This is a genomic window from Novosphingobium lentum NBRC 107847, assembly GCF_001590965.1.
GTDB lineage: Bacteria > Pseudomonadota > Alphaproteobacteria > Sphingomonadales > Sphingomonadaceae > Novosphingobium > Novosphingobium lentum.
Genome location: NZ_BCTW01000002.1, coordinates 176038 through 199767, shown reverse-complemented (window position 1 = coordinate 199767; position 23730 = coordinate 176038). Strand labels below are relative to the sequence as shown.

The 23730-nt window shown below is 61.8% G+C and carries 22 protein-coding genes; 10 read left to right on the top strand and 12 right to left on the bottom strand.

What is annotated here, in order from left to right:
* Nucleotides 1-118 precede the first annotated feature (118 nt).
* Nucleotides 119-367, bottom strand: coding sequence for a DNA -binding domain-containing protein (locus tag NL2_RS02400; RefSeq protein ID WP_068071313.1), 249 nt, complete (start codon nucleotides 365-367; stop codon nucleotides 119-121).
* 87 nt (nucleotides 368-454) lie between these two features.
* Between NL2_RS02400 and NL2_RS21575 the strand changes: the two genes are divergently transcribed.
* Nucleotides 455-931 carry a helix-turn-helix domain-containing protein gene (locus NL2_RS21575; protein WP_245647534.1) on the top strand — a complete coding sequence of 159 codons (477 nt, stop codon included), beginning with the start codon at nucleotides 455-457 and terminating at the stop codon, nucleotides 929-931.
* Between the two features lie 57 nt (nucleotides 932-988).
* On the opposite strand, the gene NL2_RS02390 is transcribed toward NL2_RS21575, so the two are convergent.
* From NL2_RS02390 to NL2_RS21360, 3 genes are all read right to left on the bottom strand, one after another.
* Nucleotides 989-1312, bottom strand: a complete 324-nt coding sequence (locus NL2_RS02390) for a DUF736 domain-containing protein (protein WP_068071307.1) — start codon at nucleotides 1310-1312, stop codon at nucleotides 989-991.
* Between the two features lie 619 nt (nucleotides 1313-1931).
* Nucleotides 1932-2342, bottom strand: coding sequence for a hypothetical protein (locus tag NL2_RS02385; protein WP_157082995.1), 411 nt, complete (start codon nucleotides 2340-2342; stop codon nucleotides 1932-1934).
* Between the two features lie 144 nt (nucleotides 2343-2486).
* A complete protein-coding gene (locus tag NL2_RS21360; RefSeq protein ID WP_169799454.1) occupies nucleotides 2487-2651 on the bottom strand; it encodes a hypothetical protein in 165 nt (54 codons plus the stop codon).
* Nucleotides 2652-3027: 376 nt separating this feature from the next.
* Here NL2_RS21360 and NL2_RS02380 point away from each other — a divergent pair, with 376 nt between their 5' ends.
* Entirely contained in the window at nucleotides 3028-3303 is a 276-nt protein-coding gene (locus NL2_RS02380; RefSeq protein WP_068071303.1) for an HU family DNA-binding protein, read from the top strand.
* A gap of 50 nt (nucleotides 3304-3353) precedes the next feature.
* On the opposite strand, the gene NL2_RS02375 is transcribed toward NL2_RS02380, so the two are convergent.
* The 6 genes from NL2_RS02375 to NL2_RS02350 all read right to left on the bottom strand — a co-directional run bounded on the left by NL2_RS02375 (nucleotide 3354) and on the right by NL2_RS02350 (nucleotide 10667).
* On the bottom strand, nucleotides 3354-3713 hold the full coding sequence (locus NL2_RS02375) for a copper-binding protein (RefSeq protein WP_068071301.1): 360 nt from the start codon (nucleotides 3711-3713) through the stop codon (nucleotides 3354-3356).
* Between the two features lie 8 nt (nucleotides 3714-3721).
* Nucleotides 3722-6844 carry an efflux RND transporter permease subunit gene (locus NL2_RS02370; protein ID WP_068071299.1) on the bottom strand — a complete coding sequence of 1041 codons (3123 nt, stop codon included), beginning with the start codon at nucleotides 6842-6844 and terminating at the stop codon, nucleotides 3722-3724.
* Nucleotides 6841-8076, bottom strand: a complete 1236-nt coding sequence (locus NL2_RS02365; protein WP_068071297.1) for an efflux RND transporter periplasmic adaptor subunit — start codon at nucleotides 8074-8076, stop codon at nucleotides 6841-6843. Before NL2_RS02365 ends, NL2_RS02370 begins: the two co-directional genes overlap by 4 nt.
* The gene (locus NL2_RS02360; protein WP_245647533.1) at nucleotides 8073-9239 is read right to left on the bottom strand and encodes a TolC family protein; all 1167 of its coding nucleotides are present in this window, start codon (nucleotides 9237-9239) and stop codon (nucleotides 8073-8075) included. Before NL2_RS02360 ends, NL2_RS02365 begins: the two co-directional genes overlap by 4 nt.
* 138 nt (nucleotides 9240-9377) lie before the next feature.
* Complete coding sequence (locus NL2_RS02355) at nucleotides 9378-9752, bottom strand: hypothetical protein (RefSeq protein ID WP_068071293.1); 375 nt, start codon at nucleotides 9750-9752, stop codon at nucleotides 9378-9380.
* 252 nt (nucleotides 9753-10004) lie between these two features.
* Entirely contained in the window at nucleotides 10005-10667 is a 663-nt protein-coding gene (locus NL2_RS02350) for an ArsR/SmtB family transcription factor (RefSeq protein ID WP_068071292.1), read from the bottom strand.
* A 110-nt stretch (nucleotides 10668-10777) separates the two neighbouring features.
* Here NL2_RS02350 and NL2_RS02345 point away from each other — a divergent pair, with 110 nt between their 5' ends.
* Complete coding sequence (locus tag NL2_RS02345) at nucleotides 10778-11485, top strand: MBL fold metallo-hydrolase (protein ID WP_218006081.1); 708 nt, start codon at nucleotides 10778-10780, stop codon at nucleotides 11483-11485.
* Nucleotides 11482-12732: an MFS transporter gene (locus NL2_RS02340; RefSeq protein ID WP_068071288.1), complete on the top strand. Its 1251-nt coding sequence runs from the start codon at nucleotides 11482-11484 to the stop codon at nucleotides 12730-12732. The genes NL2_RS02345 and NL2_RS02340 overlap by 4 nt, the downstream gene beginning before the upstream one ends.
* A 19-nt stretch (nucleotides 12733-12751) precedes the next feature.
* Here NL2_RS02340 and NL2_RS02335 read toward each other — a convergent pair whose 3' ends face one another.
* Nucleotides 12752-14095 (bottom strand): MFS transporter, encoded by a 1344-nt coding sequence (locus NL2_RS02335; RefSeq protein WP_068071286.1) that lies wholly within the window; start codon nucleotides 14093-14095, stop codon nucleotides 12752-12754.
* Nucleotides 14092-14508: a MerR family transcriptional regulator gene (locus NL2_RS02330; RefSeq protein ID WP_068071284.1), complete on the bottom strand. Its 417-nt coding sequence runs from the start codon at nucleotides 14506-14508 to the stop codon at nucleotides 14092-14094. Before NL2_RS02330 ends, NL2_RS02335 begins: the two co-directional genes overlap by 4 nt.
* Nucleotides 14509-14576: 68 nt before the next feature.
* On the opposite strand from NL2_RS02330, the gene NL2_RS02325 reads away from it, so the two are divergent.
* From NL2_RS02325 to NL2_RS02295, 6 genes are all read left to right on the top strand, one after another.
* A complete protein-coding gene (locus NL2_RS02325; RefSeq protein WP_068071282.1) occupies nucleotides 14577-15203 on the top strand; it encodes a cation efflux transmembrane domain-containing protein in 627 nt (208 codons plus the stop codon).
* 50 nt (nucleotides 15204-15253) lie between these two features.
* Complete coding sequence (locus NL2_RS02320) at nucleotides 15254-15595, top strand: hypothetical protein (protein ID WP_157082994.1); 342 nt, start codon at nucleotides 15254-15256, stop codon at nucleotides 15593-15595.
* A 138-nt stretch (nucleotides 15596-15733) separates the two neighbouring features.
* On the top strand, nucleotides 15734-16831 hold the full coding sequence (locus NL2_RS02315; RefSeq protein WP_169799453.1) for an efflux RND transporter periplasmic adaptor subunit: 1098 nt from the start codon (nucleotides 15734-15736) through the stop codon (nucleotides 16829-16831).
* Nucleotides 16832-16834: 3 nt separating this feature from the next.
* Nucleotides 16835-19948, top strand: a complete 3114-nt coding sequence (locus tag NL2_RS02310; protein WP_068071276.1) for an efflux RND transporter permease subunit — start codon at nucleotides 16835-16837, stop codon at nucleotides 19946-19948.
* Entirely contained in the window at nucleotides 19945-21189 is a 1245-nt protein-coding gene (locus NL2_RS02300; protein WP_084355797.1) for a TolC family protein, read from the top strand. Before NL2_RS02310 ends, NL2_RS02300 begins: the two co-directional genes overlap by 4 nt.
* On the top strand, nucleotides 21186-23708 hold the full coding sequence (locus NL2_RS02295) for a heavy metal translocating P-type ATPase (RefSeq protein ID WP_068071270.1): 2523 nt from the start codon (nucleotides 21186-21188) through the stop codon (nucleotides 23706-23708). The genes NL2_RS02300 and NL2_RS02295 overlap by 4 nt, the downstream gene beginning before the upstream one ends.
* The last annotated feature ends 22 nt before the right edge of the window (nucleotides 23709-23730 follow it).

Below are 23730 nucleotides of genomic sequence, written 5' to 3'. Positions count from 1 at the left end.
GCGGCAGGCGGCGCAGAGTTACGAATCGCCTGAAATTGTTGGGAACTGCCGTCGTGCAGTGAACGGCATAGCCTTCACGGCATAGCGCAGAGGCACTATTCTTCGAGTTCGGCCGGAATCAGAGCAACTGCCGATAACCAGAATCACTCATCCACCGCGCGCGGGCAAGGTGGGTATCATAGACAGACCGGGCACGATCGGGTTCCGTCGTTGCATCGATGCCGAAGATGATCGTGACTACCTCGCGCCAATCCGCCCGTTCGGCTTCCGCGTCGAGAATACGCCAATAGCTCCGGTGGTGCTGTCGGTCATATTCCGTCACCTGGTCACCACCCGGTGGCCGGTCTTCGAACGCAGGATCGGCCATGTGCAGTCACTCCCATTCAAGGACGTGTCTCGCTCAATCGGCGAGAGTATACACCACAATGGGCCGAATGCTTATACCCGCCCGGCTATGACAGGCACCGTCTCATGGGATGATGCTTGGCAACAGCATCTCCGCGCGCATGGTATTCAAACAGACCCGACTTCGGCGATCTGGATTGAACTGGCGACAATGTGCCAGCGGTTCTCCGCCACCTTGCCTTCCCAAATACTCCGCAATGCTTGCAGTTTTGTTAGTCACGCCCTGGGACACCACGGCGCCAGTCAATCATGTCGAATTGTAGAGAATACTCCGTGGTTGAATTCTCTACAAGGTCGCTTTCTCCCGAGGATGAAACTTCGAGAGGTTCTGGCGCAAAATCTGAAGGCATTTCGGCAGGCTCAAGGGCTGTCACAGGAGGAGCTTGCTCATCGGGCCGGCATAGACCGCACCTATGTCAGTTCGCTCGAACGCTGCCGCTATGGCGCTTCGATCGATGTGATCGAGCGGATTGCGGAAGTGTTTGGCGTTGATCCGGTCGATCTCCTGCAGAAACCGCTCGCCTGAGGATTTCTGGCACACCAATGCCCCGCCCGGCGGTGCCGGGCGGGGTGTGAGGCGGTCTCAGTCGCCGTTGGACTTGCGGGCGCGCGACCAGATGAGGTTGAAGGTCTTGCCGTCTTCGTCGTCGAACAGGTTGGCGAAGATCGGAGCGGTGAAGCTGGGATCGTCGAGCTTGACCGAGAGATAGTCGCGGCCTTCGTTCGAGCGCTTGGTCCAGGCAGCTCCGATTTCCGCGCGGCCCACGAAGACCCGGTGCGAGGGGGCGTTTTCGTTGTCGGTTGCGGCTTCGGGAATGATGCGGACGTTCTTCGTCTGCACGCTCATCGTGACGATTTCGCCCTGGTAGTCATTGCCGACCTTCTTGAATGAACCGATGTTTGCCATGTTACGTCTCCTTGAGTTGGTCGAGCCCGCGCTCATCGCGGCCTCGATGGCTGGTGCAAGGCGGGGGGATTTGCCTGCCGCACCCGTAGGGCCGCAGCAAAGCGGAGGACGGTGAAGGGACGGGTTTCTTGTTTCGCGAGGAATGCGTGGCACACGCAGGGGAAGAAAGCTGGCCCGAACCGTTGCGGCAAGGGCAAGTCAGGCGCAGCCGGTCCCTGCCAACCCAAGCCATTGACGAGGTCCGTATGAGCGCCTGTGCCTGACCTCAGATTCCAAGGAGAACTGGCATCAATCGAGTGCCATGCTCAAAAAACAGGCAATTCCAGGGTGTGATCGCGTCCGATGCGTCAGGAGTAACAGTCGCCCTCACCGTAGGCACCACTGCCGTCCACACCTCCCGCCGATGTGTAATGCTGCGCTGATACCGGCGCTGCCGAGCATCGCTCGTTTCCGCCGCATTTGTCATCGGGCAACGGGGTTCCACAACGCACCCTGATCTCGACCCCATGTCGCAGATGCGAATGTCAATCGAGCCTCTGATCGTGCCCGCCTCAGCCAGTGGCCCCAGACCTTGCGCGATCATCCCGCTCGGTTCTGCCGGACGGGGCTTTCATAAAAATCAACGATTGTGGCCGGTGGTCGGCACCCTCACCCACGCCATGATCCCGACGGCCAAAGCGCCGATGCTCGACAAGACGATCGATCCCGCATTGGGCGGCATGACCAGTCCGACGATCCCGTAAACGGCATGATATCCGGCGAAGGCTGCCGGAAGGGCAAAGAGCAGACCAACAACGGCAAGGAGCAAGGGTGAGCGGACTACTGCCAGCAGCCACTGCGCGATGACCAGCACCGTGATGGCAGTTAAGCCCCCTGCGATGACTGACACCAAGACACCGGTTCCGGACGCATGGGCCCATAGTCCAGCGGTGGTGCCCACATAGAGCGGCAAGGCGTAGATGATCAGATTGAGCAGCAGCGAACAGAGCATTGCGATTGCGATGATGGCAACAATGGCGGCGAGTATCATGGCGTCCTCCTTGACGAACTGGTCGTCGGACGCGCTCTCCACCACCTCCACAGCGCAATATGTGTCCTCTTGATAGCAGGATAGCAACAAGGCCGGAAGACCGTTTCCAGTCTCCGGTCAGTTGCGATGTAGATCATCCGAGGCTCAGCGAGAGAATGGGTCATAGACTTGGACAATGTTGCTGGTGTCACCATCATATTCGTCGCTGGTCATGACACCGTAATTTTCGCCGGTGTGAAACAGGGTGATGCAGACCATCAGGGTTCTTGCGAGGCTCCAGGCGTGACGCTGTGCGATGTTGAGGGGCATTGTCCCGATCTCCTGTCCGGGAGCGGGAACCGTTCCCGCTCGACAGGCAACCGACAGGACCGTTCGGGACCGCGATCACCGCGACAGGCAAAGCCCGAGCGGCCGCACGTGGTACACGTAGCGGACCCTTTACGGGTTGAACGCAAAGGGACCGAAGGGGCCAAGGACAGCCTCAAAGAGCGGGGATGGTCTTCGCCTTCCGGCCAGGCTGGAGCATTCCAGCATTGCCCCACGCCACGCTGTGCTGAGTCGAAGTCCATCCAGTTGCTCCATTTGCCCTCAGCAGGGGGAACATGTGCGGCGATTGACCGGTAGAATCTGCGCTCGTAAGCAGCGTCGCAGGGGTAATATCACCCAAAGTTCAGGAGTGTTTTTGATGAATAGCAGTGACCTCGCGGACCTGATTGGAGCCGCAAACGGACTGACCAAGGCTGATGCCAAGAAGATCGTAGATGGCGTCTTTGCCGCTATTGCCGATGCTGCCGCCAAAGGTGATGAGATTTCGCTTCCGGGCTTTGGCAAGTTCAAGGTCAAGGACAGCCCGGCGCGCGAAGGCCGCAATCCTGCTACCGGTGCGTCGATGCAAATTGCCGCATCGCGCAAGCTCAGCTTCTCAGTCGCCAAGGCGGTCAAGGACAAGCTGAACGGCTAAGTCATACGGGGGACGGAAGGCCCGGCTTTCCTCCCCCGCTTGCAGCTGCACTACTGCTTCTTGATCGCTGTCACCTCTCCGGCGCTGCCGGTCACGGTCACGTCAAAATCAACCTTGTCGCCCACGGCTACGCCCTTGAGCAGATCGGGCTTGGCCGAAAAACCCATTTTCATCGCGGGCCAGCCAACCGCAGGTATCGCGCCGTGATCGAGCGTAATCTTGCCTGCTGTGGGATCTATGGCGGTGACAGTGCCGGAACCTTTGCCCATCTTGGCGCCAACAGGCATCGCCATGTTCGACATAGCATCGGCAGTTGCAGCGGCCGTGGGGGCTTCAACCTTTGCCGCTTCCGGCTTCTTGTCGCAGCCGGACAGGCCGAAGGGCAGTGCGATCAGCGCGGTCAGTATCATAGTCTTCTTCACGTTGGTTCTCCTTGGGGTTGAACTTGGGTGCGCTGCCGCATTAGCAGATAGGCGGCGGGGATGATGAGCATCGAGAGCAAGGGCGCGGTGAGCATCCCGCCGATCATCGGCGCGGCAATGCGGCTCATAACTTCGGAGCCCGCGCCGGTGCCGATCAGGATGGGGAACAGGCCCGCCAGGATCACTGCCACCGTCATCGCCTTGGGACGGACGCGGAGGAGCGCGCCCGCACGGACGGCGGCTTCCACGTCGCTGTTCTCTGCGAGCGCCGATTTCAGGTAAATCAGCATCACCACGCCAAACTCGGCAGAGACGCCCGCGAGCGCAATGAACCCGACGCCGGTGGCGACCGACTGGTTGTACCCCAGCAGGTAGAGCAGCCAGACCCCGCCGGTCAGCGCGAACGGGAGCGTCGCCATGATGAGCGCGGCTTCGTCCCAGCGCCGGAACGTCGCGTAGAGCAGGGCGAAGATGATGAGCAGCGTTGCCGGAACGACGATCTTTAATCGCTGTGTTGCCCGTTCGAGAAACTCGAATTGGCCGGTATACGCGACGCTGATGCCGGTAGGCAGTTTGACCTTTTGTGCCACTGCCCTTTGCAGATCGCCGACAATCTCGGTGAGCGCACGGCCTCGCCCGTCGATATAGACCCATGTAGCGGGACGGCCATTTTCACTGCGGAGCATGGGCGGGCCATTGCTGATATGCACATCGGCAACCGTCCCCAGCGTGATTTGCTGGCGCGACGGGGTGAGGACCGGCAGATTGATAATGTCGTCCACGCTATCCCGGATTTCGCGGGGGTAGCGCACGCTGATCGGATAGCGGGCGAGCCCTTCGACGGTTTGCCCGACCGCTTCGCCGCCGATCGCGCCCGATACCACAGTCTGCACATCGGCGACGTTGAGACCATAGCGCGCCGCCGCAGCCCGGTTGATGGCAACGTCGATATACCGCCCGCCCGAGAGCCGTTCCGCCAATGCGGAGCTGATCCCCGGCACGGTCTTCGCCACCGCTTCGATTTGCCGCGCGGTGCGGTCTATGTCGTCGAGGTTCGCTCCCGATACTTTGATGCCAATCGGGCTTTTGATGCCGGTTGCCAGCATGTCGATCCGGTTGCGGATTGGCGGTATCCAGAAGTTGGCGAGGCCGGGGACTTTGACGGTCTTGTCCAGCTCGTCGATCAGCTTCGCCTGGGTCATGCCGCTGCGCCATGCACTCTTGGGTTTGAAGCGGATCGTGGTTTCAAACATTTCCAAGGGGGCGGGGTCGGTTGCGGTGTCGGCACGGCCCGCTTTGCCGAATACGCTTTCGACTTCCGGCACGGTCTTGATGAGCCGGTCGGTTTGCTGGAGCAGCATCGACGCCTTGGCCGTCGAAATTCCCGGCAAGGCCGAAGGCATATAGAGCAAGTCGCCTTCGTTCATTTGCGGCATGAATTCGCCGCCGGTCTGGCTGATTGGCCAGATGCTGGAGGCGAACACCAGCACCGCGATCAGCAGTGCCGCTTTCGGCTTCGCCAGCACCCAATCGAGAGCGGGGCGGTAGATGCGCGTGAGGAAGCGGTTGATGGGATTGCTATCCTCACTCGGGATGCGTCCCCGGATCAGCCAACCCATCAGCACCGGAATCAGCGTGATCGAAAGCAAGGCCGCGCCCGCCATCGCATAGGTTTTGGTGAAGGCCAGCGGCGCGAACAGCCGGCCTTCCTGACCTTGCAGCGAGAAGATCGGGATGAACGAGAAGGTTATGATGAGCAGGCTGAGGAACAGCGCCGGGCCGACCTCTGCCGCCGCATCGGTGACGACATCCCATCGCTCTGCGCCTTCCAGCTCTTTGCCAGGGTTATCATGCGCCCAGCGTTCAAGGTGCTTGTGGGCGTTTTCGATCATCACGACCGCCGCATCGACCATCGCGCCGATGGCGATGGCAATGCCACCCAATGAGAGGATGTTGGCGTTTAGCCCTTGAATCCGCATGACGATGAAAGCGAGAAGGATGCCCAAGGGCAGCGTCAGGATCGCTACCAGCGCCGACCGCGCGTGCCAAAGGAACAGGCCGCAGACGAGCGCGACGACCAGAAATTCCTCGAACAGCTTGCCGGTCAGGTTTTCGACCGCACGGTCGATCAGACCGGAGCGATCATAGGTGGTGACCACCTCGACACCGGGCGGCAGGCCGGCCTTCAACTCCGCGAGTTTGGTGCGGACGCCTTCGATCACTTCGCGGGCGTTCTTGCCCTGGCGCATAACAATCACGCCGCCTGCAACTTCGCCCTCGCCATTCAGTTCGGCAATGCCCCGCCGCATATCGGGGCCGACCTGCACTGTGGCGACATCGCCCAAGGTCACCGGCACGCCGCCCGCCGCGGTGCGGATCGGCACAGCGCGGAAATCATTCAGGGTTTTGAGATAGCCAGTGGCGCGAACGATATATTCGGCCTCAGCCATTTCGACGACACCGCCGCCGACCTCCTGATTAGCGCGCTTGAGGGCGTCGGACACGTCCCCCGCTGTCACCCCGTAAGAAGCCAGCTTCTGCGGATCGACCACGACCTGATATTGTTTGACCATGCCGCCAATGCTGGCGACTTCGGCAACGCCGGGAACGGATTTCAGTTCGTAGCGCAGGAACCAGTCCTGAATGCTGCGCAGTTGCGCCAGATCATGCCGCCCGGTCTTGTCGACCAGTGCATATTCGTAAATCCAGCCCACGCCGGTTGCATCGGGGCCGAGCGAGGCGGTTGCGCCCGCCGGCAACTTCCCCTGCACCTGGCTGAGATATTCCAGCACCCGGCTGCGCGCCCAATAGAGGTCGGTGCCGTCTTCGAACAGCACATAGACGAAGCTGTCGCCAACGAACGAATATCCCCGCACCACCCGCGCGCCGGGAACCGAGAGCATCGTTGTCGTAAGCGGATATGTGACCTGGTTCTCGACTATCTGCGGAGCCTGCCCCGGATAAGTGGTGCGAATGATGACTTGGACATCCGAAAGGTCAGGAAGCGCATCGACCGGGGTTGTCCGCACCGCTGCAATGCCGATGAGCGTCAGAACGAGCGCGGCGACCACGACCAGCCCGCGTGCCTTGACCGACGCGCGAATGATCCATTCGATCACTTCGCGGCCCCTAGCTTGCGGGCGGCAATGCCGGTCAGACTTGCTTCGGAATCGAGCAGGAACTGGCCCGAGGCGACGACTTTTTCACCGGCGGCCAGTCCTTCAAGTATCTCGGTCTGCCCGCCAACTTCGCGGCCCGCGCGGACTTCGGCAGGCTGATAGCGGCCATTGCCTGTTGCCAGCATCACCAGCGTTCGCGTTCCCGTGCGGATCACCGCTTCACTTGGCACCAACAGCGCCGTGTTGGCCGCGTCGCCGAGCGCCACACTCGCAAACATGCCGGGGCGCAAGCGACCGCCGCGATTGGCGAGTTCGATCCGCACAGTGAGCGTCCGGCTATCGGCTTGCGCGGTTGGCAGGACGGCGAGGATTCGACCGCTGAACGTCTCGCCGGGGAAGGCGGCAAGCGTGGCGCTGGCGCTCTGTCCGATGCGAACACTTCCTGCCTGCGCTTCAGGAACGGCCGCATTGAGCCAGACGGTGCCAAGTCCGGTGACTTGCGCCAAGGTCTGCCCTTGAGCCAGTGTCACCCCGGCGCGGGCGTCGAGCGTCTGGATCACCCCCGAGATTGGCGAGGTGATCGTGATCGTTCCGTTGGTGCGACCACTTCGTTCGACGCTGGAAATCAGTCCGTCGGACATACCCATCAGGCGCAATCTCTGACGCGCGGCGGCAGTGAGTTCAGGACGACCGAGCCGTTTCACGCTCAGAAACTCGGTCTGTGCGCCGCCCCATTCCGGCAATTGCACATCGGCAATCGGCGCGCCCGCGCGAATCACATCGCCGGGAGCGCGGGCGTAAACGCGGCTTACGAACCCACCCGAACGCGCCTGAATTATCGCCACATCGCGCTGGTTGAAGTCGATGCTGCCTGTCACGTTGAGTGTCGCGGCAAGGCTGCCCATTTGCGCCGCGACGACGCGGACACCGAGATTCTGCATGGCGGCGGGATTGACCGTTACCCCCGGTGCTTCGCCGGGTGCGCCGCCTTCGTCGGCATATTTGGGTTGGGTCTTCATCCCCATCGAGGAGAGCGCGCCGGGATTGTCATAATGCTCCAGCGGCACCATCGGATCATACCAGTAGAGGATTTTCCGCCCCGATTGGCCTGAAAAAGCCTCGGTGGCAGGCCCGCCGCGCTGCCCAAGCCAATATCCGCCGCCGCCCGCGATCAGCACAGCCGCCACTATTCCAGCACGCCAGCGCGCGGCCGTTGTCACGTCCATGCTCATGGCCGCATCTCCCCATAAGTATAATTAATCCGGATCGCATCGCGCGCGACATCGGCCTCGCGCGACAAGGCATCGACTTCGGCCTCGGCCAGCGCCAGCGTTGAGAGCAAGGCGCTGCCGAGATCGAGCTTGCCTGCCGCATAGCTCGCCATGTCGAGTTCGGCCCGGCGTTTGGCCAGTGGAACCAGTGTTTGCCGCGCGTTCATCAGGCGCTGGTGGTGCATGGCATGATCGGCAAGGTCACTATCGAGCGCGGCCAGGACGTCACGTTCTCCGGCATCGCGCATCAGCCGCGCCCGGTTCGCCTCGCTCTCGCGTGCGGCGATCAAGGGATCTTGTCGGCGCTTTCCGAAGAATGGCAGGTCGATGCTAACAGTTACCGAAACCATGTCGCCATAGGCTGGATCGCGGCGACCGTAGGAGGTGCCGACCCGCCAGTCCGGGCGCTTGTCGGCGCGGGCAAGTGTGACATCAGCGTCGGCAACGCCGGTCTGGGCATCGAGCGCCCGCAGGTGGGGCAGCGAGGCGACATGCGCCCGCAAGGCAGGTCCGTCCACCTCAAGAACAGGCGGGTCGCCGGAAACGTCCGCGTCGGGGTCGCCGGTCAGGCGCGCAAGCCTGGCCTTGGCCTTGGCAACCTCGGCCGTGAGTTCGCTGCGACGGTCGTTGACGGCTGCGCGCAGCTGCTCGGGCTCAAGAGCTTGCGAGGGTCGGGCCGAACCGGATGCCAGTCGGGCGGACACAGTCGACTGAAGATCGCCGAGACTTTCGTCGAGCCGCTCCAACTGTGCGAGCTGCCGCTTGGCATAATAGAGATCGACCCAGGCGAGCGCAGTCTCGAGCCGCACATTCTGCGCCTCGACCGCCACATCGGCTTCAGCCACGCCAATGTCCGCCTGCGCCCGCCCGCGCTGTGCGCGGCGCTTGGCGGGATTGGGAAACGCCTGTTCGATGCCGACGCGCGCCATCGTCATTTCGTCGCGATTGAAGGTGAACGCGGGTGGCCCTGAGATTGGGAAATTGTCGATACCGACAGACAACGTCGGATCGGGCAGCCGACCGGCGGCAATGGCCGCCGAACGCTTGGCTTCAACCCCCGCCTCGCTCGCTGCAAGCGACGGCGTTCCGCGTACTGCGCGTTCGAGCGCGGCATCGAAGGTCATAGGCTCAGCGAAGGCTGATCCCGCAATTGCGGATATGGCAGCCGCAATCGCAGCCGCACCGATCCTGTTCATGGAGAACTCCTTGGTTGAAACGCAAACGTGCGGTCGGCGACCGTTCAGTCGCCAACCGCAGCAGGTTCAGCCAAGGTGGGAAGGGGGATCGGGGTCAGGCGCGATGTTGCGCCCGAGCAGAATGGGCGTAGCGGGCCATTGTGCAGTCAACGCCAGTGTGGTTGGAGCAAAGACCGGATCCGAAGATACATCCAGCGTCGCAAGCGACGCACATCCCGCCATCGCAAAGCAACCCGGCGTCATGTCCTTGCGAGGAGCCGGTGCCTTACTGGGTGTTTCCTGACCCATCGCGCAATCAGCCATTCCAGCCATCGGCCCGGCCATCGCGATCGACTGTTGCTCGTTCATCTCCGCGCACGGCGAGGCTACAACTGCCACGCCCTGCCCGGCAAGGCCAAGAATGACCCCGAGCAACAGGAAATGGCGAAACAGGATTTTCATAGTGGCGTCGAAATGCTCCTGAGGGGGCTGAATGTCAATTCGGAGCAAAGCGCCCGCAGGTTACAGCTTCACACGGTTGAAAGGATGCAGAACAGCAGCCTCGTGCTTGGGATCAGGACCTGGCTTTGAGTTCCCGCCGCCGCCTGCACCTGCTCGCAAGCCTGTTGGGAATGGTAGACAAGAAGTCGATCATTGCAATGCAGTGACTTTTGGAACGAGGAAGTCGCCTGTGTTCGCGCTACATCGAGTTAATCAGACACGCTCCACGGGCAATCCCGCCGCCTGCCATTCGGGTAACCCGTCTTCCAAGCGCCGGATGTGGAACCCGCGCTTGCGAAGCAAGCTGACCGCCTCAAAGGAGAATACGCAATACGGCCCCCGGCAGTAAGCGACAATCTCGATTGCAGGATCGAGTTCGGCCATCCGCCTTTCAAGATCGCCCATCGGAATGTTGATCGCCCCCGCCACATGAGCGAGCGCAAATTCATCGTGAGGGCGGACATCCAGTATCGTGACCGCTCCGGCTCGTGATCGCTTGAGCAATTCCTTGCGCGTGACTGCTTCCATCGCATCGCGATCATGGAAATAGCCGCTCAATACAACCTGGACTTCGGACAGGTTACGTTCTCCGATTTGGTGGAGCGCGGTGAGCAAATCCAGCACAGAGGGATCGGCTAGCCGATAGAAAATGAATTTCCCGTCCCGCCTGGTCGCGGCCAAGCCAGCCCGTCGCAATTGCTGGAGATGCTGGGATGCGTTGGCGACCGAGAGCCCAGCTTTTTGCGCTAGCACGTCAACGCTTTGTTCGCCTTGCGCCAGATGTTCCACCAAGGCGAGGCGATGAGCGTGGCCGAGCGTCTTTGCGATTAGCGCAAATTGCTCAAATAATTGCTGTTTTGGTCCGTGGCTTGACACGATGCTCGCGCCCTCGTTTAATCATTCAAGCGAATCATTGAATATGATCGCGCATATGTCAAGCCAAGGAGGCCATTCTGATCCTGCGCCAGTTTCTTGATACCGATCCTGTGGTTGCTTCATATCTGCTGGGTTGCGGGGGCAAGGCGAAGGGCGCGGTGATTGATCCGGTGGGCGACATCGACCGCTATATTAAGGCATCGGAGGCGCTTGGCCTGCCGATCCAGTATGTCGTCGATACCCATTTGCATTCGGATCATCTCTCTGCCGGGCGCGCACTCGCAGAGGCGACTGGCGCGAAATACGTTCTGTTCGCGGGTAGCAAGACAGGCTTTGATTTCCACGGCGTCGCTGATGGCGACTGGCTGGACCTCGGCAACGTCCAGCTACAGGTGATGCATACGCCGGGGCATACACCCGAACATATCTCGCTTCTCGTCACCGATCGCTCGCGCGGGGAGGAGCCTTGGTTTGTGCTGACGGGGCATACGCTGATGGTTGGCGATCTTGGCCGCACCGAATTGGCCGTTGACGCCGAACAGGGTGCGCGCGACCTGTTCCAGAGCATCCAGCGATTGAAGGCACTGCCTGACTATATGGAAATCCTGCCCGGTGCTTTTTCTGGATCGGTGTGTGGGCGCAGCCTCAGTGGTAAGCCGAGCTCGACTATCGGTTTTGAACGGCGCTTCAACAAGGCATTCCGGATTGAGAGCGAAGCGGAGTTCGTTGCTGCGATGCTCGCCGATATTCCCGCGCCGCCGCCACAGGCCGATCAAATCCGCCGCGTCAATGCGGGCGAAGCGGCGGCGCTGGTGTGAGCGCCGAAAGGCATGCAACCAGCCAGAACGGCATTGCCCTTGGTCTGCGCCAGAATTGGCGGCAATTTGCGCTGCTGATCCTGATCAATGCCTTTGTTGGCGGGATGGTGGGGATTGAGCGAACGGTCGTGCCGCTGATTGGCGCGGAGACGTTCAAGCTCGATTCCACCGCGCTGATCACGTCGTTCATCGTCAGCTTCGGACTGGTCAAGGCGTTCGCAAATCTGGTTTCGGGGCAGTTGGCGGATAGCTGGGGTCGCAAGAAGGTTCTGATCCTGGGTTGGGCATTTGGTCTGCCAGTGCCGTTCCTGATCATCTGGGCACCAAGCTGGGGCTGGATCATCGCAGCGAATGCGCTGCTCGGCATCAATCAGGGGCTGGCCTGGTCGATGACGGTGATTATGAAGGTAGATCTTGTCGGTCCCAAGTCGCGCGGGCTGGCAGTGGGGCTGAACGAGTTTGCGGGCTATGTTGCGGTTGGATTGACTGCGCTTGCGACGGGCTATCTGGCGGCGCGCTATGGGCTGCGGCCTGTGCCGATCTATCTCGGTATCGGCTATGCGGCATTGGGCGCTATCCTCTCGGTGTTTTTGGTGCGTGATACTCGTGGGCATGTCGCACTGGAATCGGCAGCCCAAGCGGAAAAACCTCAGACAATCAGTTTCCGCGAAGTGTTTGCCCTGACCTCATTCCGGGATCGCAACCTGTTTGCAGCGTCCCAAGCAGGGCTGGTCAACAATCTCAACGACGGGATGAGCTGGGGCATCTTCCCGCTCTTCTTCTCAGGTTTAGGTCTTGGCGTTGAGCGCATCGGCATTCTCAAAGCCGTATACCCCGTAACATGGGGCTTATTGCAGGTTGTCACCGGCCCCTTGAGTGATCGCCTCGGTCGCAAGGGGCTGATCGTCACGGGGATGTGGGTTCAGGCGGTGGGCCTGTCACTGACTGCGATGACCCATGATTTTCATATCTGGATCATTGCGAGCCTGTTGCTCGGCATTGGCACTGCAATGGTTTACCCAAGCCTGATCGCCGCCGTATCCGATGCTTCCCGCCCCGAATGGCGTGCCCGCTCGCTCAGCGTCTATCGCTTCTGGCGTGATCTTGGCTATGCCGTGGGAGCTTTGGGGGCAGGATTGATCGCGGACGCTTATGGATTTGGCGCGGCCATTTTGGCCGTTGGCGGATTAACCTTCGCGTCGGGTGCTGTCGTCGCGTTTGTCATGAAGGAAGTCAGGGCGGCGTGAACTGGCTGTTAGCTCAGACTCAAGCCACGCGCGGCCAATCTGGGTGAATGTCGTCGATCACGAACGCATGAGCCGCCACCTTCCCAGCCCCATGATCTTCACGCAGATGCGCATGGCCCGGCGCAAGGTCATCATGGCTATGCGCCACCAGTTCGGGATCGTGCGCGGGCCAAATCCATAGGGCCGCGACGGTTCCGACGCCCGCGACAAGTGCGAGCACACCGAATGCCGCGACCTGACCGACGCCCGCCCCGATTTGCCCGGCTATTGGATAACAGATCAGCCAGCAGCCGTGACTGAGCGCGAACTGGGCAGCGAAGACGGCAGGGCGGTCATCGGCATTGGCCGAGCGGCGCAGGAGCCGACCGGACGGCGTGACGCTCATTGAATAGGCGATACCGAGGACGAACCAGCCCGCCAGCAGCAGCGGCCAATACTCTGCGGTTTTTCCGAACAGCGAGGTAAGCACCGCCATCGCGACGAGGCCGGTGGTCAGCAGCGCCGCCGCACTCGCCATCAAGGTCCGATCGCTGACCTTGTCCAGCAAGCGCGGGATGAAGAACGCGGCCAGCATTGAGCCGAAGCCATAGGCCGCGAGCGTTAGCGCCACTTCCTTTTGGCCAAAGCCGAGGTTGCCCCGCACAATGACGACGGTGTTGACGATCACCATCGAGCTTGCCGCCGCCGAGGCCAGGCTGAGTGCGAGCAAGCCCTTGAGCCGCGGCGTCTTGAGGTAAATCCTGAGGCCGCGCGTGGTCTTGGTCCAGATGCCACCCGCGCGCGGTTTGGCAGGCGAGCGCGGCAGCGCGACCGATACGACCAGCAGGGCAGAGCAGATGAAGCCGATCGAAGTTCCGGCGAACAGCCAGTGGAAACTGATCACCGAGAGCAGCGCTGCCGCAAGGATCGGGCTGATCAAGCTCTCCATGTCATAGGCCAGCCGAGAGAGCGACAGCGCACGGGTATAGTCGGCTTCATCGGGCAGCACGTCGGGGATCGTTGCCTGGAAGGTCGGGGTGAACGCGGCTGAGGCCGATTGCAGCACAAAGATCAGCACATAAATTTGCCAGATCTGGTCGACGAACGGCAGGCTGAGCGCGACGGCAGCGCGCACCAGGTCCATTGCGACGAGAAAGGCGCGGCGCGGCAAGCGGTCGGCGAAGGCACCAACCACCGGCGCGATGCCGATATACGCGACCATCTTGATTGCGAGCGCTGTTCCCAGCACGGCACCGGCATCGCCCCCGGCGAGGTCATAGGCCAGCAGCCCGAGCGCCACGGTCGCCAGCCCCGTGCCGATCAGGGCGATTATCTGGGCACCGAGTAGATGGCGGTAGGTGCGATTGGCGAGGACTGAGATCATGCTGGTGTTCCTGCGTCCGCAGCAACGCGCGGCCCCAATGTTTCGATGATCTTGCAATCGGCGACCGTGTCGCGCTGACAGCTTCCAATCACCCGCTTCAGCTCGTCGCGCATCGCGCAAAGGTCGGCGATTTTGCGTTCGACCTCGGTCAAGTGCCCGCTGGCAATCGCATCAACCGCACCACACGGTTTGGCGCGATCATCGGCCAGCTCAAGCAGGTCGCGCACGGCATCGAGGCTGAACCCCAGATCGCGCGCGCGGCGAATGAAGGACAGGCGCTGGAGGTGCGCAGAGCCATAGCTGCGATAATTGGCATCGGTCCGCGCGGGCGGCGGCAGTAGTCCCGCCTTTTCATAAAAGCGGACGGTTTCCACTTTGGTCGCAGTCGCTTTTGCCAGTGCACCGATCTGCATCGCTTGACCCTGTAGTTGCTACAGGGTGCATATGGGGTTTCGACTCGGACGTGTCGAGGAGGAATGCGATGGCGGATGATTGCTGTGCGAGCGCGTGCGGGAGTACGAAAACGCTCAATGATCCCCGCTGGCGCCGCGCCCTGTGGATCGCGCTTGGCGTCAATGTCGTGATGTTCGTCGTCGAATTTCTGGCGGGTGCCAGTGCGGATTCGCATGCGCTGCAAGCCGATGCGCTCGATTTTCTGGGCGATAGCGCCAATTATCTTGTCAGCCTGACGGTCGCGGGCATGGCCCTCGCCTGGCGTGCGCGCTCCGCCTTTGTGAAGGGACTGACGCTCTTGGCCTTTGGTGTCTGGGTGCTGGCAACCGCAATTCTCGCGGCGCTCCATGGCGCTGCACCTGAGCCCCGGACGATGGGTGTAATCGGGATGTTGGCGCTGGCGGCGAACCTTGGCATTGCCTTATTGCTTTACCAGTTCCGCACGGGCGACGCGAATATGCGTTCGGTCTGGATATGCTCGCGCAACGACGCCATCGGCAACATTGCCGTGATGGTTGCAGCTCTGGGCGTATTCGGGACAGGCCAGGCATGGCCCGATCTTGTTGTGGCAGGCATGATGGCTGCTCTGGCGATCAGCGGGGGATGGCAAATTCTTCGGCACGCCCGCGAAGAATTACGCGAGGTTCCTGCATGACTTCGCCTTGCGTGTTGCGCCGCAGCAGGGCGCCTGTTAGCAAGCGGGCAATGCTTCGCCGCCTCACCTTCTTTCTTATGGTTTTTGCCGTATTGCTCGGCGGCAGCGGGCTGCCGGCTCTGGCGCATGTGCATGATGGGCTGGTCGGACATGCACTCGAAATCGTCGAAGAAAATGCAAAAGAAGCAGACGGCGATCAAGGCTCCCAGAAGACGCCGCGCGATATGGTCGGTCATGCCGGGCACCATCATCACGGCACTGACGCACTGAAGATTACCGCGCTTGATGATCTGCCGGGCCTCGCGCCTTCGGGCACCTTGCGCTTCATGGCTGCGACCATGATGCTCAAGTCGCTGAATTCGGCCCCCCCGACACAGCCACCTTCCGCCTGACCGACACGCCTTCGCGCGCGGAGTTTCCCGCAGCGAAGTTCCATGTCTGGTCAGGAGCTTTCCCAAAATGTCACTACAGTTTTGCGCTGCACAGGATGCAGTCGCGTCCGCGCCTCTGGCAGCGAAGGCGGACGCATCATGAGCCCGCGCATCAAGATCGCTGCGTTGGCGGCCGCCGCGCTCCTTCTTCTGGCTGGCTGGTGGATATTTCGCCCTGAAAGTCCGGCCGCAATCGCGGTGAAGGAACAGCCTGAGGGCGGGTCCAGGCCTCTCACAATTGATCAATTGGAACGCATGGGCGTGAGAACTGCCACGGCCAAGATCGCCAGCGGTGTGCCCCTCGGGACCATGCCAGCAACTGTCACGCTTCCCCCGGAAGCCCGTGTTGCGGTGACGGCACCATTTCCCGGTGCAATTCGGCAAGTGTTCGTGATCGCCGGGCAGTCGGTGACGCGCGGGCAACCGCTGGCAACAATGGTGAGCCGGGATGCATTGCAGATCGGATCAAACCTGACCCGCGCACGGGCGCAGTTGGGCCTCGCGCGCGCCACTGCCAACCGGGCACAGCAACTCGTGCATGCCGGCGTAGTTGCAGGTGCGCGGGGGCAGGAAGCCAATGCAGCTCTGCGCCAGGCCGAAGCCGATGTTTCGGAAAGCGCGCGTATCCTCAATATTGCGGGCGCAAGTGGTGATGGTTCGATCACCTTGCGCGCGCCGATCAGCGGCCGGGTGTCCTCGGTTGCCGTCCAGACTGGTGGCCCTGTCGATGGTATGGCCGCACCCTTCGTGATCGATGCCAGCAATACCTATCAGCTCGACATCCAGTTGCCCGAACGTCTGGCCGGACTGGTCAAACCGGGAATGACTGTGACGCTTGCCGGCAATGTTTCCGGACGCATCCTGTCGGTGGGGTCGGCGATCGATCCCGATACGCGCAGCGTTCTCGCCAAGGCGAGCATCGGGGCTGCCTCCGGTTTGATCGCCGGCAAGTCGATCATGGTCTCGATTGAAGCTGGCGCAGGACAGCAAGTCATCGGGGTTCCGACTAGCGCGATTACCCGCGCCCAGGGCAACGATGTGGTGTTCGTGAAGACGCCCAAGGGCTTTGCGCAGCGCGCGGTTGTCGTGGGCGGCAGCGCAGGCGGTGAAACCGTCATAACCGAAGGCCTGGCAGCAGGTGAAGAAGTTGCGATTTCGGGACTGACCGAGATCAAGATGACGCTAGGCGGCGAATAAGCCATGTTGCGCCGCCTCGTCGAACTCTCGCTCTCCGCCCGGCTTGCAGTGCTTGGTCTCGCGCTTGCGCTGGCCGGCATCGGTGGCTGGTCTTTCCTCAATCTGCCGGTTGATGCTTTCCCGGACATTTCAGCGACACAGGTGAAGATCATCCTGAAGGCCCCGGGCATGACGCCCGAAGAGGTCGAAAGCCGGGTTATCACGCCAATCGAGATGGAGATGCTGGGCATTCCCAAGCAGCAGATCCTCCGCTCCATCGCCAAATACGGCATTGCCGACATCACTATCGATTTTCACGACGGCACCGACATTTACTGGGCGCGCAGTCAGGTGACCGAACGCTTGTCGGGCATCATGGAAGACATGCCGCCGTCGGTCGAAGGTGGACTTGCGCCTATCGCGACGCCGCTGACCGATGTTTACATGTTCACGCTCGAAGGGCCGCAGAGTCTCGCCGAGAAGCGGCGCGCCCTCGATTGGACGATCCGGCCGGCGCTGCGCACTGTGCCGGGTGTTGCCGACGTCAATTCACTGGGCGGACGGGCCGAGACGTTTGAGGTCCGTCCCGATCCCAATCTGATGGCAGCGGCTGGCCTCACCTATCAAGACATCAGCACGGCGATCGAAGCGGGGAACCGCAACGACGGCGCAGGCCGCCTCTCGGTTGGCGACGAAGCGCTGATCGTGCGTGCGGTCGGCGCGATCCAGTCCGAGGACGATTTACGGGCGGTAGTCGTCAAGGCGCAAAAGGATGGGGTGCTGCGGCTGAGCGATGTCGCCACGGTCAGCACGGGCAGCCTGACCCGCTACGGCGCGGTAACGCGCAACGGCACCGGAGAGGCCGTGCAGGGCATTGTGATCGCCTTGAAAGGATCCGACGCCAGCAAGGTCGTGCGCGAGGTCAAGGTACGCGCCGCCGAGATCCAGCGCAGCCTGCCCAAAGGGATGACGCTCAATGTCTTCTATGACCGTTCGGAACTGGTCGAACGTGCCGTCGGGACGGTCGAGGAAGCCTTGCTGGAAGCAACCATATTGGTGGTTATCCTGCTGCTCCTGTTCCTCGGCGATATCCGGGCTTCGCTGATCGTTGCCTCCGCCTTGCCAATGGCGACGCTGGTGACCTTCATCCTGATGAAGCAATTCGGCATGTCGGCCAATCTGATGAGCCTTGGCGGGCTGGCGATTGCCATAGGGATGTTGGTGGACGGCGCCGTGGTCGTCATCGAAAATGTCGTCGAGCGCCTGGCCGATCCCAAGCACAGCCATGCCAGCAAGCTCAACCGCGTTCTGGTTGCTACCAGCGAAGTCGTCGTGCCGGTCGCTTCAGGCCTGTTCATCATCGCGCTCGTATTTCTGCCGCTCCTCACGCTGGAAGGCCTTGAAGGCAAGTTGTTCGGTCCGGTTGCGATGACGATCGTGTTGGCGCTGGCCAGTTCGCTCGTCCTGGCGCTGACCCTGGTTCCCGTGCTCGCGTCTTACGGCCTGAAGGCGGATGGAGATCACAAGGAGCCTTGGTTGATGCGGCAGCTTTCGCCGCGTTATCACAGCCTGCTGGGCTGGGCATTTGCACGCAAGACGGCGGTCTATGGCACGGCCGGTGCCGCTTTGCTCGTTGCGGTTGTGGCCTATTCGTTTGTTGGCAAGACCTTTCTGCCGACGATGGATGAAGGCTCGGTGCTGTTGCAGATCGAGAAGCATCCGAGCATCAGCCTCCAGCACAGCATCGACGGCGATTTGCGCGTCCAGAAACTGCTGATGGAAAGGGTTCCGGAGATCCTCGAAATCGTTGGCCGGGTCGGCAGCGATGAACTCGGACTTGATCCCATGTCACTCAATGACACCGACACGTTCATGAGACTGAAGCCGCGGAGTGAGTGGCGGGTTCAGGACAAGGACTGGCTGATCGAGCAAATCAGGGAGGCGATGGAGGAACTGCCCGGATTTGAGCATGCCTTTACCCAGCCCATCGAAATGCGTGTCTCCGAAATGTTGACCGGTTCACGCGGCGATCTGGCGATCAAGCTGTTCGGACCCGACCTTAAGACACTCGGCGGGCTGGCTTCCAAAATCGACGGTCGCCTCCGCAAGATCAATGGTGCGACCGAAGTCATTACCGTGGCGGACGATAGCGTCGAATATCTCCAGATCGACATCGACCGGCTGGCAGCTGGCCGTGCCGGAATGCCCGTGCAGAACTTGCAGGACGCTCTGCGCGCGCAAGTTGAAGGCGTGCGTGCAGGAGTTGTCGCCGATGGCAATCGCCGCGTGCCGATCGTCATCCGCGGCGATCCTGCGCTGGCGAGCGATCCGACGCTGTTCACCGACCAGACTATGCTCAGCCCTAATGGGACGAGCGTCCGCGTGAGCGACGTTGCGCAAGTCACCCGCACCGAAGGACCGGTGAAGCTGGAGCATGAGAACGGCTCACGCTTTGCACTGATCCAGGCGTTCGTGTCGGGCCGCGATCTGGTCGGCTTTGTCGATGAAGCCAAGGCTGACCTTGCCAAAACCGTGCCGCTTCCTGCCGGATACCGGCTTGAATGGGGCGGGCAGTTTGAGAACCAGCAGCGGGCATCGGCCCGATTGGCGGTCGTACTGCCGATCGCGCTGATCCTGATCTTCATTGTCCTCTACGTGACGCTGCGATCCTTCCGTGCATCGTTGCTGATCATTGCCAACATCCCGTTTGCGGCGGTGGGAGGCATCGTCGCCTTGTTCGTGACGGGTGAATATCTGTCGGTGCCAGCCTCGGTCGGGTTCATCGCCTTGCTTGGCATCGCGGTGCTCAACGGGTTGGTGATGGTGTCCTACTTCCGGCAATTGCGCGAGGCTGGTCTGTCGATGGCTGAAGCTGTGCGGCGCGGGGCGGAACGGCGATTGCGGCCGGTCTTGATGACCGCGACGATCACCGGCTTCGGGCTGGTGCCCTTGCTCTTCGCCACCGGCCCCGGCTCCGAAATCCAGCGGCCGCTCGCAATCGTGGTGATCGGCGGCCTGATCACATCAACCCTGCTGACGCTGGTGCTTTTGCCGCTGCTCTATGAGCGGTTTGGCGAGTCTGTTGCCGAACGCGACGCCCAGCCCAGCGATGCGGCCCGAGATGAGATTAACCCATGAAATATATCCTGATCCTGTCCACTCTGCTTCTCTCCAGTACGGCCTTGGCCAATAGCGGGGCTGATTTACCGCCCGACGAAGCTGTGGCCCGCGCCATTGAAGAGCATCCTCAGGTGCAGGCGGCACTCGCCCGTACCGACGCCGCCCGCCAGAACGCTGCGGCGCTGCGTGCTGGCCCTTATGAGTTTGCGGTGAGCGGTTCCTATAACCGGCGCAGTATCGACCGTGAGGGGCAGTATGACGAATATGACGCCACGCTTGAACGGCCCATTCGCCTGCCCGGCAAAGCCAGCCTCGATCGCAAGGCTGGTGACTTCGGGATAGCCGCATCGGATTACCGCGCGGCCGACGTTCGTCACCGGACCACTTTGCTGGTGAGCGATTTGTGGCTCGACTGGCTGGCTGCCGAAGCCGAGGTTAAAATGGCTGCGGCTGCGGTCAGCAATCTTTCGTCCGCCCTGCAAGGGGTTGAGCGCCAGGTGGCCGTGCAGGATGCCGCGGTCGCAGATGCCGATCGCGCGCGAGCCGCGCTCGCTACGGCGCAAGTCGAACTGGAGCAGGCCCGGACACGCGCCGAGATCGCAAGGTCGCGGATGGCTGTGCAATTCCCGTCACTACCGCTTCCCGTTGATGCTCCCGATTTACCTGAGCCGGTTCTGCCAGTGCAAGGACTTGAAGGGCTGCGCGATGTTGTCATCATGCAAAATCACGGAGTGCCGGGCGCACAGGCCGAAGCCGACCGGCAATCTACGCTTGCCGCGCGGGCCAACAAGGATCGGATGCCCGATCCCACTATCGGCTTTCGCCTGTTCAGTGAACGCAGCGGTGCCGAGCGCGGTGCCGGTGTTGTTGCCTCAATACCGTTCGGCGGGAAATATCGCTCCGGTTTGGCCGGCCAGGCCGAAGCGGAAGCCCGCGCGGCAGCTGCCGAGCTGATCGCCGCGCGCTTCACCGCGCAGGAAACCGCTACATCCGATTATGTCGAAGCGAGCAACAACTGGCGGGCATGGCAAAGCAGCCAGGCGGCCCGTGCCAGCAGCGAGAGCGCCGCGTACCGCTTGCGTGAGGGCTACCGGCTGGGCGGCATTGATCTGACAGACCTGCTCTACGCCGAACGTCAGGCACAGGATGCAGCACGCGCCGAGAGTGCGGCGCGTGCTGCCGCTTTACGGTCGATCGCACGGCTGCGCATTGACGCGCATGACCTCTGGCCAAACAATCACGATGGAGTGGGCAGATGACCGCAAAGCTCCGTCTCGAACTGCCGCTGCTGCTACCTGAAATCGATGGCGCGGCGGACGCATGCGTTACGCGGCTGGTGAAGAGCTTGAGCGCCCGAGAGGGCGTCCGCAACGCCCATATAGTAGCGGCGGCAGGCGAAGAGCCGGCGAGGCTTTGCGTCCACTATGATCCCGACCTGCTCTCGTTACCAAGAATTCGCGAGATTGCCCAAAGCGAGGGCGTGAAGATTACCGAGCGATTTGGTCATCTGCTCTGGAATGTGGATGGGCTGTCCAACCCGCGGCGCGCCCGCACCGTCGCCGGACGGCTACTCCGCGCACCTGGCATAGTTGAGGCCGATGCATCGGCAGCTGGTGTGGTGCGCATCGATTTCGACCGCGACAAGATCTCCGAAGTCGAAATCGAACGGCTGCTCGGCAAGTTGGGCGTCTATGCGAGCACCCTATCTGGTGAGGCTCCGTCGGCAGCCCCGGCAACGCACGCCGCTGACACGGCCCATGCGGGGCATGACCATGGCGCCGGCGCGGAAGATGGCGACCACGCACACGCCCATGGCGGGGTATTCGGGTCCAATACCGAACTGATTTTCGCGTTGATCTGTGGTGCCTTGCTCGGCGTGGGCTTTCTGATCTCGGTGACGACCGCCGCCCCTGAATGGTTGCCGCTTGGCTTCTATGTCGCCGCTTATGGTTTTGGCGGATTCTTTACGGTGCGCGAGGCAATTGACTCGCTCCGGAACCGCCAGGTCGAAATCGACAGCCTGATGCTTGTCGCCGCAGCCGGCGCGGCAGCGCTCGGCGCATGGGCGGAAGGCGCGTTGCTGCTTTTTCTCTTCAGCTTCGGCCACGCACTCGAACATTATGCGATGGGCCGGGCCAAGCGGGCTATCGAGGCCCTCGCCGAACTGGCGCCGCAAACCGCGCTCGTGCGACGCGGCGACCTAACTCTGGAAATCCCCGTCGACGCGCTTGCAGTCGGCGACGTCGTAGTCGTCAAGCCCAATGAACGCATGCCTGCGGACGGGTTCGTGGTGGTCGGCGAATCGAGCGTCGATCAGGCGCCGGTAACTGGCGAGAGTATTCCAGTAGACAAGAGTCCCGTTGATGACCTGCCTGCGGCAACGGCGCAGCCGGACAAGGTTGCGGCGGCGCATCGGATCTTCGCGGGCACAATCAACGGCGCGGGCGCAATCGAAGTGCAGGTAACGCGGCTTTCCAAGGACACCACGCTCGCCAAGGTCGTACAGATGGTTGGCGAGGCCGAGGCGCAGAAATCGCCGACACAGCGCTTTACGGATCGCTTCGAGCGCATTTTCGTGCCGACCGTACTGGCTCTCGTCGGTCTGCTGCTGTTCGCGTGGGTCGTGGTTGATGAACCAGTCCGCGACAGCTTTTACCGTGCAATGGCTGTGTTGGTGGCGGCAAGTCCCTGTGCGCTGGCAATCGCGACGCCAAGCGCGGTTCTCTCGGGTATCGCCCGGGCCGCGCGTGGCGGGGTGCTCGTCAAAGGTGGCGGCCCACTCGAAAATCTCGGCACTTTGCGCGCCATCGCCTTCGACAAGACCGGCACGCTGACAGAAGGTCGACCGCGCATCACCGATGTGATCCCGATGGGAGACACGACTGAAGCCGATCTGCTTCGCATTGCGGTCGCGGTCGAGGGATTGAGCGACCACCCGCTCGCCGCTGCGGTTGCCGTCGGGGGGCGCGAGCGGCTCGGCGAAATACCCATTCCAACGGCCACGGAGTTGCGCAGCATTACCGGTCGCGGCGTGCAGGCGACGGTAGAAGGCGAGACAGTCTTCATCGGCAGCCCCAAATTGTTCGGCGAAGTAGCAGGCGAGCCGCTTCCCCAAGGGTTGCGAGATGAAGGCCAGCGCCTCGAGGAGGCAGGCCGAACGACCATGATCGTCAGGCAGGGGACGCGCTATCTTGGCGTGATCGGGTTGATGGACACGCCGCGCAGCGCGGCGATCGCGACGCTCGCGCGCCTGCGCGAACTCGGCATAACACGCATGATCATGATCTCGGGCGACAACCAGCGCGTTGCCGACGCGATTGCGAAGCAGGTGGGGCTCGACGAAGCCTGGGGCGAACTCATGCCCGAGGACAAGGTTGCCGCCATCAAGAAGCTGAAGGCGCAAGACAAGGTCGCAATGGTCGGCGACGGAGTCAACGATGCGCCGGCGATGGCGAACGCCACAGTTGGCATCGCGATGGGAGCGGCCGGATCGGACGTGGCCCTTGAGACTGCGGACGTCGCCCTTATGGCAGACGACCTCGCACATTTACCTTTCGCGGTGGGACTAAGCCGCCAGACGAGCCGGATCATACGCCAGAACCTGTATCTGAGCCTTGGTGTCGTTACGGTGCTGCTGCCGGCGACAATCCTGGGCCTGGGTATCGGACCAGCAGTGCTTGCCCACGAAGGCTCGACACTGGTGGTCGTGTTCAACGCGTTGCGGCTTCTCGCCTTCAAGGATCGCGAGAATGCGCCAGTCGCAGTTGTATTGGGCTAGGGGGCTTGTCCCAGTAATTGAT

Excerpts from the sequence above, each read along its gene's own strand:
- NL2_RS02385 (WP_157082995.1), bottom strand. The coding sequence starts at position 2,342 with ATGATACTCGCCGCCATTGTTGCCATCATCGCAATCGCAATGCTCTGT.
- NL2_RS02375 (WP_068071301.1), bottom strand. The coding sequence starts at position 3,713 with ATGATACTGACCGCGCTGATCGCACTGCCCTTCGGCCTGTCCGGCTGC.
- NL2_RS02355 (WP_068071293.1), bottom strand. The coding sequence starts at position 9,752 with ATGAAAATCCTGTTTCGCCATTTCCTGTTGCTCGGGGTCATTCTTGGC.
- NL2_RS02320 (WP_157082994.1), top strand. The coding sequence starts at position 15,254 with ATGCTTCGCCGCCTCACCTTCTTTCTTATGGTTTTTGCCGTATTGCTC.
- NL2_RS02400 (WP_068071313.1), bottom strand. The coding sequence starts at position 367 with ATGGCCGATCCTGCGTTCGAAGACCGGCCACCGGGTGGTGACCAGGTG.
- NL2_RS02310 (WP_068071276.1), top strand. The coding sequence starts at position 16,835 with ATGTTGCGCCGCCTCGTCGAACTCTCGCTCTCCGCCCGGCTTGCAGTG.
- NL2_RS02380 (WP_068071303.1), top strand. The coding sequence starts at position 3,028 with ATGAATAGCAGTGACCTCGCGGACCTGATTGGAGCCGCAAACGGACTG.
- NL2_RS02330 (WP_068071284.1), bottom strand. The coding sequence starts at position 14,508 with ATGCAGATCGGTGCACTGGCAAAAGCGACTGCGACCAAAGTGGAAACC.
- NL2_RS21575 (WP_245647534.1), top strand. The coding sequence starts at position 455 with ATGACAGGCACCGTCTCATGGGATGATGCTTGGCAACAGCATCTCCGC.
- NL2_RS02365 (WP_068071297.1), bottom strand. The coding sequence starts at position 8,076 with ATGAGCATGGACGTGACAACGGCCGCGCGCTGGCGTGCTGGAATAGTG.
- NL2_RS02390 (WP_068071307.1), bottom strand. The coding sequence starts at position 1,312 with ATGGCAAACATCGGTTCATTCAAGAAGGTCGGCAATGACTACCAGGGC.
- NL2_RS21360 (WP_169799454.1), bottom strand. The coding sequence starts at position 2,651 with ATGCCCCTCAACATCGCACAGCGTCACGCCTGGAGCCTCGCAAGAACC.
- NL2_RS02335 (WP_068071286.1), bottom strand. The coding sequence starts at position 14,095 with ATGATCTCAGTCCTCGCCAATCGCACCTACCGCCATCTACTCGGTGCC.
- NL2_RS02360 (WP_245647533.1), bottom strand. The coding sequence starts at position 9,239 with ATGACCTTCGATGCCGCGCTCGAACGCGCAGTACGCGGAACGCCGTCG.
- NL2_RS02295 (WP_068071270.1), top strand. The coding sequence starts at position 21,186 with ATGACCGCAAAGCTCCGTCTCGAACTGCCGCTGCTGCTACCTGAAATC.
- NL2_RS02325 (WP_068071282.1), top strand. The coding sequence starts at position 14,577 with ATGGCGGATGATTGCTGTGCGAGCGCGTGCGGGAGTACGAAAACGCTC.
- NL2_RS02315 (WP_169799453.1), top strand. The coding sequence starts at position 15,734 with ATGAGCCCGCGCATCAAGATCGCTGCGTTGGCGGCCGCCGCGCTCCTT.
- NL2_RS02300 (WP_084355797.1), top strand. The coding sequence starts at position 19,945 with ATGAAATATATCCTGATCCTGTCCACTCTGCTTCTCTCCAGTACGGCC.